The following is a 17,379-nucleotide window of genomic DNA, read 5'->3' as shown; positions in this document are numbered from 1 at the left end:
CTCAAGACTGCTCCCGGGGGTTTGGAAGGCACTTGGAGCCGACTTGGAACGCGTGCGGCGGCCGCGCGTACGATGTGTCACCTCATGGTCTTGATCAGGGTGTTGGGCTCGTTCGCGGCCGAGGCCGGCGGCGAGCCCGTTCCCCTCGGCGGACCGCGGCAGCGCGGCGTGCTGGCCCTGCTGGTGGCGGCGCGCGGGCAAGTCGTGCCGGTCGACCGGATGGTCGAGGACCTGTGGCGCGGCGAACCGCCGTCGCGCGCCCTGGCGTCGTTGCAGGCGTACGTGTCGAACCTGCGCCGCCTGCTGGAACCCGGCCGCCCGCCGCGGACCCCGGCCCGCCTGCTGGTGAGCGCGTCGCCCGGCTACGCACTGCGGCTGCCGCCGGGGGCGGTGGACGCATGGCGCTTCGAGGAGCTGCTCGACGAGGCCCGTACGCTCACCGATCCCCGTGACACCCGCGCCCGGCTGGACGAGGCGCTGGCGCTGTGGCGCGGACCCGCGTTCGCCGAGGTCGCCGACGAGCCGTGGGCCGCCGCCGAGACCGCCCGGCTGAACGAGCTGTGCCTGGTCGCCCGCGAACTGCACATCGCCGCGGGACTGCGGCTCGGCGACCCCGGGGCGGTGGTACCCGAGGCGGAGGGCCTCACCCGCGACGCTCCCCTGCGCGAGGAGGGCTGGCGCATGCACGCTCTCGCGCTGTGGAGCAGCGGCCGCCAGGCCGACGCGCTGGCCGCGCTCCGCCGCGCCCGCGCCACCTTCGCCGACGAGCTGGGCCTCGACCCCGGCCCGCACCTGGTGGCCCTGGAAGAGGCGATCCTCACCCAGCGCACGGACGTCCTCCGCGCGGCCGTCCCTCCGCCCCCCGCGGACACGCCCCGGCCCTGGGCAACCGCGCCGCCGCCTCCGAACAACGGGCCCCGCGCGACAACGTTCGTGGGGCGGGAGGGCGAGCTCGCGGCACTGGTGGCGGCCGCCGGGGAGGCCACCGCCGATGGGGCGCGCGTCGCGCTCGTCACCGGGGAGGCGGGGCTCGGCAAGTCGACGCTGCTGGAGCACCTCGGCGCGCGACTCGGACAGGACGGGTGGCTCGTGGCCGCCGGGCGCTGTCCCGAGGTGGACGGCGCGCCGCCCGCGTGGGCGTGGGTCGAGGCGCTGCGGAAGGTGGCCGTGAGCGTTCCTCCGGGAGAGTTCGCGGACGACCTGGCGCCGCTGCTCTCCGACTCCGCGCCGGTGGACGATGACGCGGCGGCCGGGCGGTTCCGGCTCCGGCAGGCCGTGTGGAACTGGCTCGCGGCGGCCGCCGCCGACCGGCCGGTCGCCGTCGTCCTGGACGACCTCCACTGGGCGGACGCCGCCACGCTGGAACTGCTCGGCGGCGGCGTCGGCGCGCGGGCCCCGATCCTGGTCGTCGCGGCGTACCGCGCGGACGAGAGCGAGCGCCTCACCGAAACGCTCGGGTCCCTCGCCCGCACCGTGCCCCTCCGGCTGGACTTGCCCGGACTGAAAGGCGACGCCGTCGCGGAGCTCGTACGTGCCGAGTGTGAGGCCGACGACGCGACCGTGGCCGGGATCGCCGAGCGGACCGGCGGCAACCCGTTCTATGTGCGGGAGAGCGCGCGGCTGCTGACCGGCGAGGGCACGCTGGTCGCGCTCTCCGAGGTCCCCGAGGGCGTACGGGACGTGCTGCGGCGCCGGCTGGCACGGCTCCCCGAGAGCGGCGTGTCCGTCCTGCGGCTGGCGGCGGTGGCCGGCCGGGAGAGTTCGGTGGACGTGCTCGTGCAGGCCGCCGACTCCGACGAGGACGGCGTGCTGGACGCGCTGGACGCGGGCGTCATCGCCGGGTTGCTCGACGAACCCGGGCCCGGGCGCGTCCGGTTCGTTCACGCGCTGGTCAGGGACACGCTGGTCACCGACCTCACCCGGTTGCGGGCCACCAGGATGCACGCCCGGATCGCCGCCGCCCTGGAGGGCACCGGCGACGTCGCGGCGCTCGCCCATCACTATGCGCGAGCGGGATCACCGAAGGCCGTCGCTTATTGCGTACGGGCCGCCGAACTGGCCGAGGCGCGCTACGCCCACGACGTGGCGGCCGCACTCCTCACCGACGCCGTCACCAACTCCAGCGAACCGGACGAGCGCGTCGGCCTGCTCGGCAGGCTGCTGCGCGCGCAGATCAGGGCCGGGGCCGTCGCTGCGGCCAGGGACACACGCGAGCAGGCCGTGGAGTACGCCGAGTCGATCGGCCGCGACGACCTGATGATCGCCGCGTTCACCGCCTGGACCGAGCCCACCCCCTGGCAGGCCCGCACGTACGGCACGGTCGACCGTCCCATCGTCGGCCGCCTCAGCCGCCTGCTCAAGCGGACCGGTCTCGCCCCCGACGTGCGGTCCCGGCTGCTCATCGCGTACGCCAACGAGCTGGTGGGCGAGGACGATCCGACGGTCATGGCGGCGGCGCGGGAAGCACTCGACCTCGCCACCGATCCCCGCCTCCGGGCCGCAGCGCTCCTGGTCCTGGCCAGCGACCCCGGGCGGGAGGAGTACGCCCGCGAGCTGGTGGAGATCGGCGTCGAGCACGACCTGCCCGTCTACCACGTGACCGGGCTGATCGACCAGGCCGCGAACGCCGCCGCGGCCAACGACCCCGCGACCATGCGCCGCGTGACCGGGGAGGCGCTCGACCTCGCCCGCGCCTACCGGATGCCGGAGGCGATCAGCGCCACCGAGATCGCGCTGGCGACCCTGGTGCTCATCGAGGGCCGGTTCACCGACGCCCAGCGCCTCTACACCGAGGCCACCGCACACATGGAACGCGCCGGATCGGTGCACGCTGGCTTCCTCCGCCTCGCGCTGGCGGCGATCTGGCTGAACGACGGCACGCTCGGCGACCACCTGGACGACGTGCGCGCTCTCCACGAGGCGCTCGGCCCGATGGTCGCCGACCTGCTCGCGCTCGCCCTCCACGCCGCCGGCCGCAGCGACGAGGCACGCCGGGCCCGCACGTCACCGAGCCCGATCCGGCCCGACTTCTTCTTCACCTTCCTGACTAGCCTGCGCGCGATGGCGATCGTCGCACTGAACGACCGCGACGCCGCCGCGGAGATCTACGCGGACCTGCTCCCCCACCGCGACGGTCCCCCGGCCGGCACGGAGAGCCTGTCGCTGGCCCTGCGTCCGGTCGCCCACACGCTCGCCGAACTCGCCCTCCTCCTCGGCCGCGACGACGAGGCCGCCGCCCACTTCGCCCAGGCCGCCGCCATCGCCGACCAGTGGAACGCCCCCCACTGGTCCGCCGACGCCCGAACACACGCCGATCTTGCCCTCGGCGTCCATGTTTCGCCCCCACAGGAACGCTGAAGCGAGAACATCCGCGAAGCCACCCTCGAAGGACTCGACGCCGCCGCCCGCAAGGGCAAGCACGGCGGCCGACCATCCGTCATCACTGACGACATGCTCTACACCGTGCTGCGGCGCCGCGCGAACGGCGAGTCCGTCGAGCAGATCCGCCCCGATCTGATCATTCCCACCGGCAAGCGCAAGGGTCAGAACGGGGCCTCGCCAGCATCTACCGGGCGCTCGCCGAACACGAGAAGCGCCAGGCATACCCCGAAGCCGTCGCCCAGGCCAACGCCGACTTCGGCGTCCTCCAAACCGAAGAGATCCCCCGCCCTCGCCCGGCCCGCGTGCTCCAGCCTCTCACCCGCGACCAGCGCGACCGACTACAGGCCCAAGAACGGCCGTGAACTGGTGTGTCACCGCTCCAAGATCACGTCATGGCCCCTTTTGCACGCACCTTGGCTGGACCCCTAATGCGAGCTGTGGCCGACCTGCTGGGCGCAACCGACGACCCACAGTAACCGCGACTATGCAGAGCTACTTTTCACTTGGTCGCACGGACCCGAGTGGAGGGCCAAGGGCAACGCCTGGGCGCTCCTGGCCGTGGCCCCTTGGTCCCGGCGGATCTCCGGCGGACTTCGCAGACCCTCGCCGATCTGCCTGGTCGACGGCCGATCCCCTGCCACCTTGTTCAGGAACCGGTCAATTGAGGGACATTGCCGCAGTGATCTACGGTGATCACCAAGACTGAAGCGGCGGCGACGGGGAGATCGTGACGGGCGCCGACGGCGTATCGGGAAAGCGGCCGTTGCGGCCGCTGGGTGGGCTGCTCGCGGCGATGGCGGTGTCGTTGACCGGCACCCGGGTATCGGCCATCGCACTACCGTGGTTCGTGCTCGTCACGACCGGTAGCGCCACGCGGACCGGGTTGGTGTCGTTCTGCGAGATGGCCCCGTACGTGCTGGTCAAGGCGTTGACCGGGCCGCTGGTGGACCGGGCGGGCCCGCGGGTCGTCTCCTGGAGCACCGACCTGGCCAGCGCGAGCGCCGCCGCCGCGATTCCCCTGCTCCACTCCTGGGGCCGGCTCACCTTTCCGGTGCTGCTGGCCCTGGTCGCGCTGATCGGCGCGGCACGCGGCCCCGGCGACCTGGCCAAGGAGATCATGGTCCCGGCGGCGGCCGAGCGCAGCCGCATACCGATGGAGAAGGCCACGGGCCTGGCCGGAGCGACCGCGCGGCTCGCCTCCACGCTCGGCCCAGCGGCCGGAGGTGCCCTGGTGGCGCTGCTGGGTCCGCTGACCGGGCTCGTGCTCAACGCCGGCTGCTTCGCGCTCGGATCGGCGATCACCGCCCTGGTACTGCCGCGCGGCGTGGGACACGCGGCGGAACAGGCCCGATCCGCCGACGCGGAGACGGAGCCGGGGTACTGGCGGCGTTTCGGTGAGGGATTCGCTTTCCTGCGCGGCGAGCCGCTGCTGCTCGCCATCAGCGTCATGGTGGGGATCACCAACCTGCTGGATGCGGCGTTCACCACGGTGCTCATGCCCGTGTGGGCCAAGGACTCCGGCAACGGAGCCGCCGCGATCGGTCTGAACAGCGGCGCCCACGGTGGGGCGGCGCTTCTCGGGAGCCTGGTCGCCGCCGCGATCGCACACCGGATGCGCCGGCGTCTGGTCTTCTTCACCGCGTTCCTGATCGCCGGCGCACCACCATTCCTGATCCTCGCCTCCCACGCACCGATGTGGGCGATTCTCGCGGTGTTCGCCACCGGCGGGTTCGGCGCGGGCTTCCTGAACCCGATCCTGGGAGCGATCTCCTTCGAACGAATCCCGCGCCGGCTTCTCGGCCGGGTCAGGGCACTGGGCGATTCACTGGCCTGGGCGGGCATCCCTCTCGGCGGCCTGATCGCGGGGGCGGCGGTGGCGGCGTGCGGGCTGGTGCCCGTACTGCTGGCCGGCGGCACCGCGTACTTCCTCACGACGAACCTGACCGGACTGCGGCCGGAATGGCGTGAGATGGACCGCCTGCGCGAACGGGCCGGTCACGCGTCGCGCGAGTCACCGGCCGGAGCGCCCGGCCGCTGAACGGCCGCGCCTCGCCACCCCCGCCCGCCAGGTCTGGGCGAACGAGAGCGACGAGGCACTGGATGGCCCTTCCACCGTGGGCCTGGAGGCCGTCCTGGACGGCGTCGAGACCCGGCTGATGGAGCGGCCGAAGGGTTAGCCGAAGGAGGGTAGTTCGGCCGAGGGCTTCGGCTTGGTGCCGGTCCAGTTCGTCGAGCGGACGGCCTGGTACTCGATGATGAAGCCAGGCTTCATCTCCGCGTACGGGCCGCCGGGCCTGGTCAGCTCGTTCTGCCGGGACAGCACCGCGCCGGTTCGTTCATCGAAGATGATCACTGCGCGGTAGCGGTAGGTCCCCTGTTCGGCCTTTGGCCCGCCGTACTCGCCGGTGACCGTCACGGTGCGTTCGTCGGAGGCCAGTGCGACGCCCGGGCGGCCCAGCGGGTCGGTGTCGCGGCCGATGGCGTGGATGCCCGGCTGGGTGGCCAGCGCCCGCATCAGGCCGGCCCGTACCTTCGGCGGGACCGGGGATTGCCCCAGGATCCCCGCCACCCTTGAGATCTTCAAGTAGGGCTCGGCCTGCCGGAGGCGTTGTTCCATTTCGGGCGACAGCTTCTTCCCCGCTTGGCCCAGCGCCTTACTCATCTCCGTTTCGCTCAGGAACATCGCGGCGAGCTTGGCGTGGTCGGTCGGCAGGTTCTGCAGGTCCTTTACCGACTTGCCCAGGAAGTCCCCGCCGCCACGCGGGTCGATGCCGCGTTCCGGACCGTTCGCGCTCCACTTCGTTCCCTTGGCGGCATAGGTGTAGTAGTGGTCGTTCGACCAGACGCGGAAGCTCGACGGCGACCCGGCCTTGCGCCACAGCGCCGCGTCCTGCTTGGTCAGCGGGTGGGCCGGCAGGTCGCGGCCGTGGTACACCTCCCCCATGCCGGGCTTCGCGCCGGTCCAGTGGAACGACTCGTCGGCCGCACCGGTGATCGCGTAGGTCCCGGTCTTCGGGCGCATGATGTAGGACTGGCCTGCGACGATGTCGGTGTACCAGTAGTTGCCGGTCGGCTGTTGTTCGGCCTTCTCCGCCGCCGCGAGGATCGCCCCCTTGGGGCCCAGGTTCACCGTGCGCAGCGGCGTGGGCGTGTTCCCCCCGCCGGAGGTGTTCCCCCCGACGAGCGTGATCGCCACGGTCGCCGCCGCGCCCGCCGCGACCACGCCGCCCAGCCCCCACCGCAGCCGGGGCAGTGAACGGCGCGGCGGCTTGTTCAGCAGTGCCTTCGCCCGGGCGACCTCCCGGGCGGTGGGCGGGGCGGGCTCGGGATAGAAGTCCCGGACCATCCGCACCTCATCCATGCTGTTCCTCCAAAGTGAGCATCGGATTGGTTCCGCCCAGCGCCTTGCGCAGCTTGGTTCGGGCACGGTTCAGCCGGGAGCCGACCGTGCCATAGGAGATCCCCAGCGCCGCCGCGACCTCGTCGTGGCTGAGATCGGCCAGGGCCACGAGCAGCAGCACGTCGCGCTGCCCGCGCGGCAGCGCCGCGATCGCCCCGGCGAGCTCGCCGCGAAGTCCCTCGGCGCTGACCCGCGAATCGACCCGTTCGGTGTGCTCCTCGGCGTGGCGGCCCGGGCCGAGGCGGGCGCGTGCCCGCAGCGCGCGCGTCTCGGTCCGCTGGTGTCTGCTGATCACCTTGGTCGCGATGCCGTACAGCCAGGTGCGCACGCCCGCGCGTATCGGGTCGTAACGCCGACGGTGCCGGAACGCCTCCAGGAACGTCTGCGCCGCGACGTCGGCGGCGGCGTCCGGACCGAGCCGCTTGGCCGCGTACCGGTGGATCTCGGCGAAGTAGACGTCGAAGACCTCGTCGAAACGCTCGGCCGGGTCGGGCGGGGGGTCCCCTGTCATGTGGTGCCTTTCCATGGCGTGGATGGCGGTCACATGGGTATCACCCGCAACCGGCTCGCGCTTTCCCCGATGCGGCAGCGGCCCGGAAAATCAGTGTGCCCGCGGTGGATCGGCCGCTACGAGCGCGGACACTTGATCACGGCGGCGGGGACGCGCCGCCCATGACCGTTCATGGAAAGGCGTCGGGGGTCAGAGTGTGGCGGAACGAAAACGTACGCTAGGTCCGTTCTCGCAGCTCACTGGTAGTGCTGATGGCTCTCGGCCCATGAGGCTCTTGGCGTACGTTCGGATATATGTCTGACCTGCGACGATGTCCGGCGAGGACCGGTCTACCGGCCAGATGAGATCGGATCGCTGATCATCTTCAGCAGTGCGGCGTGTGTCTCCTGGTCAGCGGCGACAACCAGTCCGCATGGCGGATTCGACCCGGTCGGCGTACGTGCGGTACGCCTTGCGGCCGGCCGGGGTGGCCCCGTCCCCGGCAAGGGCCGCGCACAACTGGAGTGCGGCCTGGTGGACGGTGAGCGGGGCGGGGAGGCGCAGGGAGTAGCCCTGCCCTCGGCGGATGACCCACCCATCCGGCAGTGCGTCGCGGACCGTGTCGTCCGGGGCGTTCTGCAGGTGTTCGGCGAGCAGCCCGGGAACGTCGAGCGTCGTCGGCCGGTTGTCCGGCACGTGCTTGGGCGGGTCTGGCTGTACGTCGTGGGAGAGTTCGCGCGCACCGGCGGCGTCGAGGGTCCGGCGGATGGTGCGCGGGTCGACACCGTGTTCCCGCGCGAGGACCTTGATGGCGGTCCCTGCGCGGGCCGCGGTGACCACGGCCGCCGCGGCCCGCGCGTCGAGGGCGGCCGGTCGCCCCAGCGTCTTGCCGGCCGCGGCCGCGGCGGCCACGCCCTCGCGGGTGTTCTCCGAGATCATGTCCCGCTGAAACTCCAGCACGCCCGCCAGCATGGTGACGAACAGCTTCGTCATCGGGTCGTCCGTTCGAGATGGATTCCGGTACCCATCCGCTGCGGGGGCGTAATTGACCGATTACGCCCCCAAGCGCCATCCGACCGCTACCCAGACGACGTGCTTGCCGGTGGGGCGTGCCCCACTCCCGTGGTGTCGGCAGCTTCCCGGAGAGAGATCAGTTCTCGCGTGTCCAGGCGGGCATGATCCGCACCTCGCGGATTCGCCAGCCCGCCGGCGTCCGTACTGCGGTGTAGTACTGTCGCAGGCCGCCTGTGAAGTGGGGTGCCTGGCCGTCGCGGTAGTAGTACACGATCGAGTTCGCCGAGGCAGTCGCCTGGTCGCCGTCGACGTCCACCAGCAGGTCAGTGGTCGTGTGCTGGGTGTGCTGCCCCTCGACCTCAGCCTGTCGCATAAAGCCGAGGACCTTGTCGATGCCGCGGAGTTCGCCCCCGCGCGGCGAGTGCACCGCCACATCGTCGGTGAAGACGGTGTCTAGATCCTTCACCCGCTCCTCGTCCAGCAGGCGCGCGAAGCGGGTGAACAGGTCGGCGATCTCGAGACGGTCGGCGATCAGGGTATCCGTGGACATGACATCCTCTTTCGTTGGCGTCTCCAACATTGGCATCGCCAACGATACACAGATTCATTGGTTACGCCAACGATGTAGGGTGGCTGCCGTGGAACAGACCCCCGCACGCCTGACCGCGAAGCCGAGTTGGCTGCTCGGCCAGCTGGCAGTGCACGCCCACCGGTTGGCGTCTGACGGCTTCGGCGGGGTGGGTGCGCGTGGGTACCACTACCGGATCCTGGCCGCGCTGGACGAGTTCGGGGTGGCCAGTCAGGCCGAGCTTGGCCGCCGGTGCAGCATGGACCGCAGCGACGTGGTGGCGGCGATCAACGAGCTGGCCGAGCAGGGTCTCGTCGAGCGGACGCCGGACCCGGATGACCGAAGGCGCAACATGGTGACCCTCAACACGGCGGGTGAGCGGCAACTGCGACGTATGGACCGAGCACTTGACAAGGTGCAGGACGACCTACTCGGACCGCTTCCGGCCGAGGACAGGCAGACCTTGACCCGCCTGCTCACTCAATTGCTCACGCACCACCAACGGGGTGAGTATCGGCTGCCGGAAGCGGTGCCACCGGTCACATCACGGCCGCGGCGTACGCGGCGTCACGGGTGAAGCATGAAGGTGGTGCCGGCCTCGGTGACGGTGGCGCGTGAAATACGTTCGGGTGGAACTGTTGAGGTAAACCCTGTGGCGTCCTCTGCTCGGAGGGTGCCACAGGGTTTACGTCAGGCCCGGAGGAACTCGGCGATCGGCTCGGCCTGGCCGAAGATGGCGTGACCGACCTCGGGGAGCAGGTTCACGGTCGAGTGCGAGACGCACTCACGGACGCGCCGCGCGGTCTGGCGGGAGTCGAACATGACGTCACGGCCGCCGACGATGACGAGTATGGGCATGGCGAGGCCGCGCAACGCGTCGTCGGGGAACACCGGGAGCTTTTCCCTGCGCGGGTTGAAGTGCGTGAACGTCAGGACGACGGCGTCGAGCGCCTGCCGGTCCTTCTCCGCGTCCAGGCCTGCAACAGCCATCACCGACTCGCGCAGTCCGCCGCGCCGGAACGGACGGGTCAGCAGGGCTTTGAAGATCCAGCCGACCTTCTGCCGCCCCACGCCGCCGGGGCACATCAACGCCAGGCGAGTCACTCGTTCTGGACGGCGGATGGCGTAGTCCAGGGCCATCCAGCCGCCGAGGGAAATGGCGACGAACGCGGCGTCGGTGATCCCGAGCCCTTCCAGTACGTCGTCCAGCCAGAGTGACACGGCGTCGGAGTCCAGGGCGGGACGCGAGGGCGCGCTCAGACCAGGCTCTCCGACGAGGTCGACAGCGTACGTGCGAAAGTGCTGAGACCAGGTGGCGATATCTCCCCACCACATCGACGCGTTCGCGCCCGAGCCGTGCAGCAGCACCAGGGGCGGCGCGTCCTGCGGGCCGGAGACGAGGACGAAGGTCTCGCCCTCCCGAGTCGGCACCCGTACGTGCTCGGCCGGAACCGGCCAGGCGTCCAGCACCTGCCGGTAGTGGTCGAGGAGCTCGCGTCCACCGACCTCGGACTTGTAGATCATGGTCATGACGCCTGCACCGCCAGTCGCGCGTCGAGTGCGTCGAGATCCGTAACGAACCACACGTGGGCGGACCTGTTCGACTCGCGGACGAGCCCGCGCAGAGCAGAACTGGCCGCCAGATATGAGGAGATGTCGCCGACGACCGCGAGCTTCAGCCGGTAGTTGACGAACTTCTGCATGAGCTCGCCCGCGAAACGGGTGCCCGGCGAGAAGAACCGTTCATCCAGGCGGTCCGCGGGCACCGCCACCACCTCGACGCCTTGGTCGGTCCAGCTCGAGCCGATCAGATCCAGCGCGTCGTCCATGGTGGCGATCAGCGGACCGTCCGGGTCGCACACCAGCACCGGAACCCCGGCTCGTTCCTGCACCACGTCAGTCACCATCGGCCTCCCTCCCGAGCAGGCCGCCCTCGCCGAGCACGGCCTCGATCAGTTGCAGCACCTCGGCCGTCGCCGCCGCGCCGCCCAGAATCACGATCTTCATGCGCCGTTTCTCTTCGTGGACGACCTGGATGTGCAGCGGCTGGCCGGGGTCGGAGCCGCTCTGCGCGGCGCTCAGAACCAACGTGCTCAGCCGGTCCGCCGTGCGCCGGTCGACGTCGTCGACCTGGACGATGCTCGACACCTCGACCAGCGCGGCGGCGGGTCGTTCGGTCGCGGACTCCGGCTTCCCGGTCAGCTCCTCCAGGTCCGCACGGGCGATGCGGTACTGCTTGCCGATCCGGACCGCCTTGAGCCGGCCGGACCGGATGTAGCCGCGCACCGTGCGCACATGAAGTCCGAGGAGGTCCGCGACCGCCTCGACCGAATACATTTTGTCATCCATCGCTCCCTAATGTATGTGATTAAGGGAGTGATAGGGAACTTTAGGTAGTCTGGACTCCCGCACACGCCCAGGCGACGGAACCGGAACGTACGCCAAGACCTCCCTAATCCGCCCCGCAGCCGCACGTCAGGTCCCAAGAGCACGGCTTAGCGGGAATTCTCGGCCGGATATGACCACGGCCCCAACCCACCGCTCGGCACAAAGGCCGAGCGGTGGCTGAGGAATGTCAGCGCCGCGTCGGCTGTGGGATGGGCGGGCGCTCGTCCTGGCGGGCGGCGTGAGTTCTGGGGGGTCGCATGAGGACGATCACGAGCAGGCTGGCGAGGATGCCGACGGCTCCGGCTACGGCGTAGGTCGCTTGGACGCCGGTTACTGCCGCGGCGTGTGCTGCGTTGCTGAGGAACTGTCTCCCCCTTGACGGGGCGGCATGCAGCAGGCCGGGTGTCTGTCCGCCTGCGATGGCGTGAGCGACATGTGCCGCGCTGGAGCGGTTTTTCTTCCTGGACGACGCGGATCGGGAGCTGATCGAGGGCAAGCGGCGGGCGCACAACCGCCTGGGCTTCGCGGTGCAGCTGACGACGGCGCGGTATCTCGGGGTGTTCCTGGACGACCCGACGGACGTGCCGGTGGAGGTGGTGGACTACCTCGCCGAGCAGCTCGACATCACGGACGCGTCGGTGCTGAAGGCGTACGGCGAGCGGGAGAACACCCGGCTGGAGCACGTGCGGGAGCTGCGGCGGGTCCTGGAGTACCGGGAGTTCGCCGAGGCGGAGACCGAGTTGCGGGCGTGGGTGGATGCGCGGGCCTGGACGACGGGCGAGGGGCCGAAGGCGCTGTTCGACGCGGCGGTCGGCTGGCTGCGCGAGCGCCGCGTGCTGCTGCCCGGAGTGACGACGCTGACCCGGCTGGTCGCGTCCGTGCGTGAGGCGGCGAACCAGCGGCTGTGGGACACCCTGTACGGGCTGCTGAATGTCGGGCAGCGGGCGGTGCTGGACTCGCTGCTGACCGTGCCGCCCGGAGAGCGGGTCTCGGAGCTGGATCGGCTGCGGCGCGGTCCGGTGCGGGTATCGGGCCCGCAGATGAAGTGGTCGCTCCAGCGGGCGGAGGAGATAGCCGCCCTCGGGATGGGAGACCTGGACGTCTCGGCGATCCCGCCACGGCGGCTGGCGGAGCTGTCCCGGTACGGCGTGGACGGCAAGGCGTCGCTGCTGCGCCGACACGGCGATTCCCGCCGTCTGGCGACGCTGCTGGCCACCACCGTCTACCTGACGACCCGGGCCGTGGACGACGCGCTGGACCTGCTGGAGATACTGATCGCGACGAAGCTGCTGGCCAAGGCGGAGCGGGAGACGGTCAAGGAGAAGATGAAGACGCTGCCGCGGGTCGAGCGGGCCTCGGCGAAGCTGGCAACCGCGTTCCAGGTCGTGTTCGACACCACGAGCGAGCTGGTCGACACCGACACCGACACCGACACCGGCGAGGTGACTGGGCCACAGGTGGAGACCTTCGAGGCGATGTGGGAGCGGATCGAGGCGGTCGTGCCCCGGGCACGAGCTGGCCGCCGCGATCGCCGCGCTGGAGCCGGAGCCCGAACCGGCCTCGTTGCTGGACCTGCGGGCCGCGGTGAACGCGATGCTGCCTCGCGTGGACCTGCCGGAGGTGTTGCTGGAGGTGTTCTCGTGGACCGGTGCCGACCAGGCGTTCACCTCAGTCACCGGCGGCGAGGCGCGGCTGAAGGACCTGCACGTGACGATCGCCGCGCTCCTGGTCGCGCACAGCTGCAACGTCGGCTACACGCCGGTCATCGGTGGGGTCGACGCGCTGAAGTACGGGCGGCTGTCCCACGTCGACCAGACGTATCTGCGGCTCGCGACGTACCGGGCCGCGAACGCCACGCTGATCGAGCACCAGGCGTCCATCGGCCTCGCACAGGCGTGGGGCGGCGGCCTGGTCGCCTCCGTCGACGGGATGCGGTTCGTGGTACCCGTGCCGAGCGTGTACGCGCGGCCGAACCCGAAGTACTTCGGCCGCCGGGGCGGCGCCACCTGGCTCAACATGATCAACGAAAAGGCCGCCGGGCTGGGCGGGAAGGTCGTGGCCGGCACCCCGCGCGACTCGCTGTACGTGCTGGACGTCCTCTACGACCGCGACGGGGGCAAACGCCCCGAGATGATCGTCACCGACACCGCTTCTTACAGCGACGTCGTCTTCGGACTGCTCACCCTGGCCGGGTTCGCGTACGCACCGCAGCTGGCGGACCTACCTGACCAGAAGATGTGGCGCATCGACCGCACCGCCGACTACGGCGCCTTCCAGGACGCGGCCCGCGGCCGGGTCGACCTCGCCAGGATCGAACGGCACTGGGAGGACATCCTTCGGATCATCGGATCCATCCACACCGGCGCCGTGCGCGCGTACGACGTCATCCGCATACTGTCCCGCGATGGCCGCCCCACGCCGCTCGGCGACGCGATCCCACACTACGGGCGGATCGCCAAGACCCTGCACATCCTGCGCCTGGCCGACGAACCCGGCTACCGCCGCCAGATCAAGAGCCAGGCGAACCTCCAGGAGGGCCGCCACGCCCTCGCCCGGAAGATCTTCCACGGCCGCTCGGGGCAGCTCTACCAGCGCTACCAGGACGGCATGGAAGACCAGATCGGCGCCCTGGGCCTGGTCCTCAATGCCCTCGTGCTCTTCAACACGCGGTACATGGATGCCGCGGTGAACCAGCTGCGGGCGGAGGGCTTCGACGTTCGTGACGAGGACGTGGCCCGCCTCTCCCCGTTCGTCCGGCACCACATCAACATGCTCGGCCGGTACTCCTTCCAGCTCCCCGACGTGCCCGGCGGCCTGCGTCCGCTTCGCGACCCTGACGCGACCGACGAGAAGTGACAGGCCCTGGCCCGCACGGCCGGACAGGAAGCCCCCGGGGTCTGGCCAGGGGGGAGCGTTCGGCGGTGCAGCCAGCGCGACCGCTGGCTGCCCGAGGTCAGCAGGCGGCCGCGCCGGTACTGCTCGGCGGCCTGCCGAGTCGGACGATGTTGCGAAGGCGGCGGTCACCCCGCGTTCTGGCAGACCGAAGCTACTCAGCGCAGTACGGCCGCCAGCAGGTCGGCCCCCAGCGCCGTCAGATTGGGCGGATTGAGGGTGTAGCGGACGTAACGACCGTGCCGCTGGGCCGTGAGCAGGCCCGCGCGGCGCAGGACGGCGAGGTGGCGGGAGACCTCCGGGGGTGAAAGTTCCCAGGCGTGGGCCAGCTCGCCGGTGGTGTGCGGGCCGCGGGCCAGGGTGCGCAGCAGCCGCAGCCGTACCGGATGCGAGAGCGCCTCCAGCCGGAGGGTAACCGTCTCCAGAGAGACCGGCTCCGCCGGACTCGGCTCGGCGACGGGGTACTGCACCACCGGATGCCACCCGGGTGCGTGGACCACCACCAGGTGCGGGCGGCCGAAGACGCTGGGGATGAAGGTGACCCCGGTGCCGTGGGCGGCGGTCGCGTTGTCCTGCAGCTTGTCCACGATGATGCAGTTGCCGTCCGGTGCCAGGGTGACCGCGCTGGAGACCGATGCGAGTGCCGCCCCGATGCCCTGGCGCTTCAGCAGGTCGTTCTTCAGGCGCAGGTCGGTGGCCAGTTGCACGGCGACGCCCGTCCAGGCGGCGTCGAAGAAGGACTCGGCGCACAGTTCGAGGGTGTGACGCACCCGCGCCCGCACGACGGCCGGGTCCGCGAGCAGCCGTTCCGCGAATGCCTCTTGGAGCGCGCCGCGGGCCTGGGCCAGGTCCAGGGCCCGCTCGCGCGCCGTCGCGTCGGCGAGCGGCGACGGCGCGGCGAAGTGGACCCGGTTGCTGCCGCACGTGGTGACGAGCGCGGCGGTCACATAGGTTTCATCGTCGATCCGGTCCACGTCGTCCAACTCCTCGGCGAGGGTCTGCCGGGGACGAGCGGGGACCAGGAAGTCGGCTCGTGAGGAACGCCAGAGGAACTCCGCCTCCCTGAGCCGCTCGGCCAGCTCCGGCCGCAGCCCAGCCCAGACATCCCCGGCCCAGCCGGCGAGCTGCGGGTGATGCCCGGGTTCGGCCAGCACGTGCAGCATCGCGGTCAGCTCGGCCAGCGGGGAGGCAGCGAACCGCAGTCGCCCGGACGGCAGGCCGCCGATGTCGATCCTCAACGTCATCCGCTCATCATCGCTGGTCGGATGGCCGACGACCGCGTCGATTGACGGTGTCCGTCAACCGACATAGTCGGCCCGGCGGCCGAACGCACCGTTGACGCCATGGCAACCACCACCAAGATCCAGCCCCGCGCCCTCGTCCGTGCCTCCGGAGGCCCCCGCTATGCCGTCGCCCTGGCCGTGGACGCGCTCGGCACCGGCCTGCTGCGGCCCTTTCTGCTGCTCTACGGGGTGACGGTGCTGAGGCTGTCCGCGTCGGTCACCGGCATCGCCATGACGGTCGGCGCCGTCATGGGTCTGGTATGCATGCCCGCGGTGGGCCGATGGCTGGACCGGGGCGCACGCAGCACGGTCGTGGCAGCGTCGATGCTGGTGCGGGTGCTGGGCGTGGCGCTGCTGCTGGCCACCCCAGCGAGGCACGTCTGGCTGTTCGCGACGGCGGCGCTCTTCCTCGGCATCGGCAACCAGGCATGGCCGGCCGCCCACGCCGCCCTCGTGGCCACGGTCGCCCACGGCCGCGAACGCGACGCCGCCCTCGCAGGGGGCCGCGCCCTGCGCAACGCCGGCCTAGGTGCCGGTGGACTCCTCGCCACCGCATGCCTGGCGGGCGGCACCACCGCATTGCAGGCGCTGGCAGCCGTCACCGGGCTCGCCTACCTCGCCGCGGCGGCCTTGGCGTGGTCGGTCCACCTACACGCGCATCCAGCCGCTGCCGCGGCCAAGGACAACGACGACGAGCCCGCACCCCGGATGCGCGCGCTGCTGGCCGCCAACGTGATCTACGCCTTCTGCCTCAACGTCACCGAAATCGCGCTCCCTCTGGTCCTGGTGACGCAGATGCACGCCTCCCCGATGTGGCCGGCGGCCATCTTTGTGACCAACACGGTGATGGTGGTCACCCTGCAGGTTCCGGTCACCGTCCTGATGTCCCGCTTCCCCCGCCGGTCCGTGCTGGCAATCGCCGGCGTGGTGGTCACCGCGTCCTACCTCGGCTTCCTCGCGGCCACCTCACTGGGACACGGCTGGGGTACCCCGGCCGTCGCCACGGTGTCCGTGGTCTGCACCATCGGCGAGATCATCTATGCCGGTAGCGCCACCGCGCTCGTCACCGCCATCGCCCCGGCCCATGTCCTGGGACGCGCCCTCGCCCGCTTCCAGCTCTCCACGGGCTTCGGCCTCGCCGTCTCCCCGGCGGTCATCACCGCTCTCGCACCCCACGGCCCGGCCGCCCTTTGGGGCAGCCTCGCCGCTGCGACGCTCCTGTCCGCCTCCGCCGTTGCCACCGAGAAGGATCAAGGAACACGGCTCAGCGGTCGCTGGCGCCGGGCGCGAGCAAGCTCGTGAGCTCGGCAATCGCCTCGGGGGACGGCTTGAAGTAGCGGCGGACGTTCTCCGGCTTCTTGTGGTGGGACTTCGCCATCAGCATCAACAGCGAGGCGCCCTGTTCGCCGAGATGGGTCAGGGCGGAGTGGCGGTACTCGTGCAGGTCCCAGCCCGTGCCCGGTCCGCGCAGGGCGGTGTGCTCGCCGGCGGCGATGCCTTCCAGTACCTTGACGCCGACGCCGCGCTGGAACAGGTCGTTGAGGACGATGAGTCCTTCCAGGAGGTTGCGGCCGAGGCGGTCGACCTCCTGGACGGTCAGCAGGTCGCCGTCGCGGGTGTGGGACAGCGCGTTCAGCAGCGCGGGCCGGTCGTCGGTGGCGAGCTTGCCGCTGGTCTTCTCCTCGAAGACCTTCCAGCAGATGGGGTCGAGGGCGTCGTGCTGCCGTTGGGTGTTCTGCTTGTCGGTGCTGACCCGGACCAGGCCGATGAGCGCCATGGAAAGAGCGCCCTCCGTTCATCAAACGTGCCGTGAGGGGTAGCTGAGCGCTACCGGAAAATGAACGGCAAGATGAACGCTTTGACGAGACACGGCGGCTCACCCAGACGCGCTCCCGCCGACGTTCATCAGACGTTCGTTAGATGAACGCCCGGGGGCGCGGGGTGGGTCTGATCTCCTCGTCTG

The 17,379-nt window shown here is 70.9% G+C and carries 14 protein-coding genes and 2 pseudogenes; 6 read left to right on the top strand and 10 right to left on the bottom strand.

Translation table 11 applies throughout. The features are described from left to right. Nucleotides 1-84: 84 nt before the first annotated feature. Together NE236_RS03130 and NE236_RS03125 are read left to right on the top strand one after the other, a co-directional pair. Nucleotides 85-3,357 carry an ATP-binding protein gene (locus NE236_RS03130; RefSeq protein ID WP_252840237.1) on the top strand — a complete coding sequence of 1,091 codons (3,273 nt, stop codon included), beginning with the start codon at nt 85-87 and terminating at the stop codon, nt 3,355-3,357. A gap of 751 nt (nt 3,358-4,108) precedes the next feature. After that, complete coding sequence (locus tag NE236_RS03125) at nt 4,109-5,419, top strand: MFS transporter (protein WP_252840236.1); 1,311 nt, start codon at nt 4,109-4,111, stop codon at nt 5,417-5,419. Between the two features lie 135 nt (nt 5,420-5,554). On the opposite strand, the gene NE236_RS03120 is transcribed toward NE236_RS03125, so the two are convergent. From NE236_RS03120 to NE236_RS03105, 4 genes and pseudogenes are all read right to left on the bottom strand, one after another. Beyond that, nucleotides 5,555-6,742, bottom strand: a complete 1,188-nt coding sequence (locus tag NE236_RS03120) for a CU044_5270 family protein (protein ID WP_252840235.1) — start codon at nt 6,740-6,742, stop codon at nt 5,555-5,557. After that, a complete protein-coding gene (locus NE236_RS03115; RefSeq protein WP_252840234.1) occupies nt 6,735-7,292 on the bottom strand; it encodes an RNA polymerase sigma factor in 558 nt (185 codons plus the stop codon). Before NE236_RS03115 ends, NE236_RS03120 begins: the two co-directional genes overlap by 8 nt. 390 nt (nt 7,293-7,682) lie before the next feature. Continuing rightward, nucleotides 7,683-8,267: pseudogene (locus NE236_RS03110) on the bottom strand (recombinase family protein); the annotation flags it as partial. 154 nt (nt 8,268-8,421) lie between these two features. Next, the gene (locus tag NE236_RS03105; RefSeq protein WP_252840232.1) at nt 8,422-8,835 is read right to left on the bottom strand and encodes a nuclear transport factor 2 family protein; all 414 of its coding nucleotides are present in this window, start codon (nt 8,833-8,835) and stop codon (nt 8,422-8,424) included. An 88-nt stretch (nt 8,836-8,923) separates the two neighbouring features. Here NE236_RS03105 and NE236_RS03100 point away from each other — a divergent pair, with 88 nt between their 5' ends. Further along, nucleotides 8,924-9,430 (top strand): MarR family winged helix-turn-helix transcriptional regulator, encoded by a 507-nt coding sequence (locus NE236_RS03100; RefSeq protein ID WP_252840231.1) that lies wholly within the window; start codon nt 8,924-8,926, stop codon nt 9,428-9,430. 113 nt (nt 9,431-9,543) lie between these two features. On the opposite strand, the gene NE236_RS03095 is transcribed toward NE236_RS03100, so the two are convergent. From NE236_RS03095 to NE236_RS03085, 3 genes are read right to left on the bottom strand one after another with little or no spacing between them, the layout of a single operon-like run. Beyond that, a complete protein-coding gene (locus NE236_RS03095; protein ID WP_252840230.1) occupies nt 9,544-10,383 on the bottom strand; it encodes an alpha/beta fold hydrolase in 840 nt (279 codons plus the stop codon). Then, nucleotides 10,380-10,760, bottom strand: a complete 381-nt coding sequence (locus NE236_RS03090) for a DUF4180 domain-containing protein (RefSeq protein ID WP_289849686.1) — start codon at nt 10,758-10,760, stop codon at nt 10,380-10,382. Before NE236_RS03090 ends, NE236_RS03095 begins: the two co-directional genes overlap by 4 nt. Beyond that, nucleotides 10,750-11,202, bottom strand: coding sequence for a helix-turn-helix domain-containing protein (locus NE236_RS03085; RefSeq protein WP_252840229.1), 453 nt, complete (start codon nt 11,200-11,202; stop codon nt 10,750-10,752). The genes NE236_RS03090 and NE236_RS03085 overlap by 11 nt, the downstream gene beginning before the upstream one ends. 482 nt (nt 11,203-11,684) lie before the next feature. Between NE236_RS03085 and NE236_RS03080 the strand changes: the two are divergent. Next, nucleotides 11,685-12,062: pseudogene (locus tag NE236_RS03080) on the top strand (DUF4158 domain-containing protein); the annotation flags it as partial. Between the two features lie 401 nt (nt 12,063-12,463). Here the strand turns inward: NE236_RS03080 and NE236_RS03075 are convergent. Then, the gene (locus tag NE236_RS03075; protein ID WP_252840228.1) at nt 12,464-12,658 is read right to left on the bottom strand and encodes a hypothetical protein; all 195 of its coding nucleotides are present in this window, start codon (nt 12,656-12,658) and stop codon (nt 12,464-12,466) included. 176 nt (nt 12,659-12,834) lie between these two features. On the opposite strand from NE236_RS03075, the gene NE236_RS03070 reads away from it, so the two are divergent. Further along, entirely contained in the window at nt 12,835-14,097 is a 1,263-nt protein-coding gene (locus NE236_RS03070) for a Tn3 family transposase (protein WP_252840227.1), read from the top strand. Between the two features lie 194 nt (nt 14,098-14,291). Here NE236_RS03070 and NE236_RS03065 read toward each other — a convergent pair whose 3' ends face one another. Beyond that, complete coding sequence (locus tag NE236_RS03065; protein WP_252840226.1) at nt 14,292-15,377, bottom strand: helix-turn-helix domain-containing protein; 1,086 nt, start codon at nt 15,375-15,377, stop codon at nt 14,292-14,294. 99 nt (nt 15,378-15,476) lie between these two features. Between NE236_RS03065 and NE236_RS03060 the strand changes: the two genes are divergently transcribed. Then, the gene (locus NE236_RS03060; protein ID WP_252840225.1) at nt 15,477-16,718 is read left to right on the top strand and encodes an MFS transporter; all 1,242 of its coding nucleotides are present in this window, start codon (nt 15,477-15,479) and stop codon (nt 16,716-16,718) included. Here the strand turns inward: NE236_RS03060 and NE236_RS03055 are convergent. Beyond that, the gene (locus tag NE236_RS03055) at nt 16,681-17,193 is read right to left on the bottom strand and encodes a recombinase family protein (RefSeq protein ID WP_252840224.1); all 513 of its coding nucleotides are present in this window, start codon (nt 17,191-17,193) and stop codon (nt 16,681-16,683) included. The genes NE236_RS03060 and NE236_RS03055 overlap by 38 nt on opposite strands. Nucleotides 17,194-17,379: the final 186 nt, after the last annotated feature.

Source organism: Actinoallomurus purpureus (genome assembly GCF_024055795.1).
Taxonomy (GTDB): Bacteria; Actinomycetota; Actinomycetes; order Streptosporangiales; family Streptosporangiaceae; genus Actinoallomurus; species Actinoallomurus purpureus.
The sequence above is the reverse complement of the archived record's forward strand: the minus strand, read 5'-3'. Positions and strand labels throughout refer to the sequence as shown.

Coding starts and splice junctions, on each gene's coding strand:
- NE236_RS03130 (WP_252840237.1), top strand. CDS start 85: ATGGTCTTGATCAGGGTGTTGGGCTCGTTCGCGGCCGAGGCCGGCGGC.
- NE236_RS03120 (WP_252840235.1), bottom strand. CDS start 6,742: ATGGATGAGGTGCGGATGGTCCGGGACTTCTATCCCGAGCCCGCCCCG.
- NE236_RS03115 (WP_252840234.1), bottom strand. CDS start 7,292: ATGACAGGGGACCCCCCGCCCGACCCGGCCGAGCGTTTCGACGAGGTC.
- NE236_RS03105 (WP_252840232.1), bottom strand. CDS start 8,835: ATGTCCACGGATACCCTGATCGCCGACCGTCTCGAGATCGCCGACCTG.
- NE236_RS03095 (WP_252840230.1), bottom strand. CDS start 10,383: ATGACCATGATCTACAAGTCCGAGGTCGGTGGACGCGAGCTCCTCGAC.
- NE236_RS03090 (WP_289849686.1), bottom strand. CDS start 10,760: ATGGTGACTGACGTGGTGCAGGAACGAGCCGGGGTTCCGGTGCTGGTG.
- NE236_RS03085 (WP_252840229.1), bottom strand. CDS start 11,202: ATGGATGACAAAATGTATTCGGTCGAGGCGGTCGCGGACCTCCTCGGA.
- NE236_RS03070 (WP_252840227.1), top strand. CDS start 12,835: ATGCTGCCTCGCGTGGACCTGCCGGAGGTGTTGCTGGAGGTGTTCTCG.
- NE236_RS03065 (WP_252840226.1), bottom strand. CDS start 15,377: ATGACGTTGAGGATCGACATCGGCGGCCTGCCGTCCGGGCGACTGCGG.
- NE236_RS03060 (WP_252840225.1), top strand. CDS start 15,477: ATGGCAACCACCACCAAGATCCAGCCCCGCGCCCTCGTCCGTGCCTCC.
- NE236_RS03055 (WP_252840224.1), bottom strand. CDS start 17,193: ATGGCGCTCATCGGCCTGGTCCGGGTCAGCACCGACAAGCAGAACACC.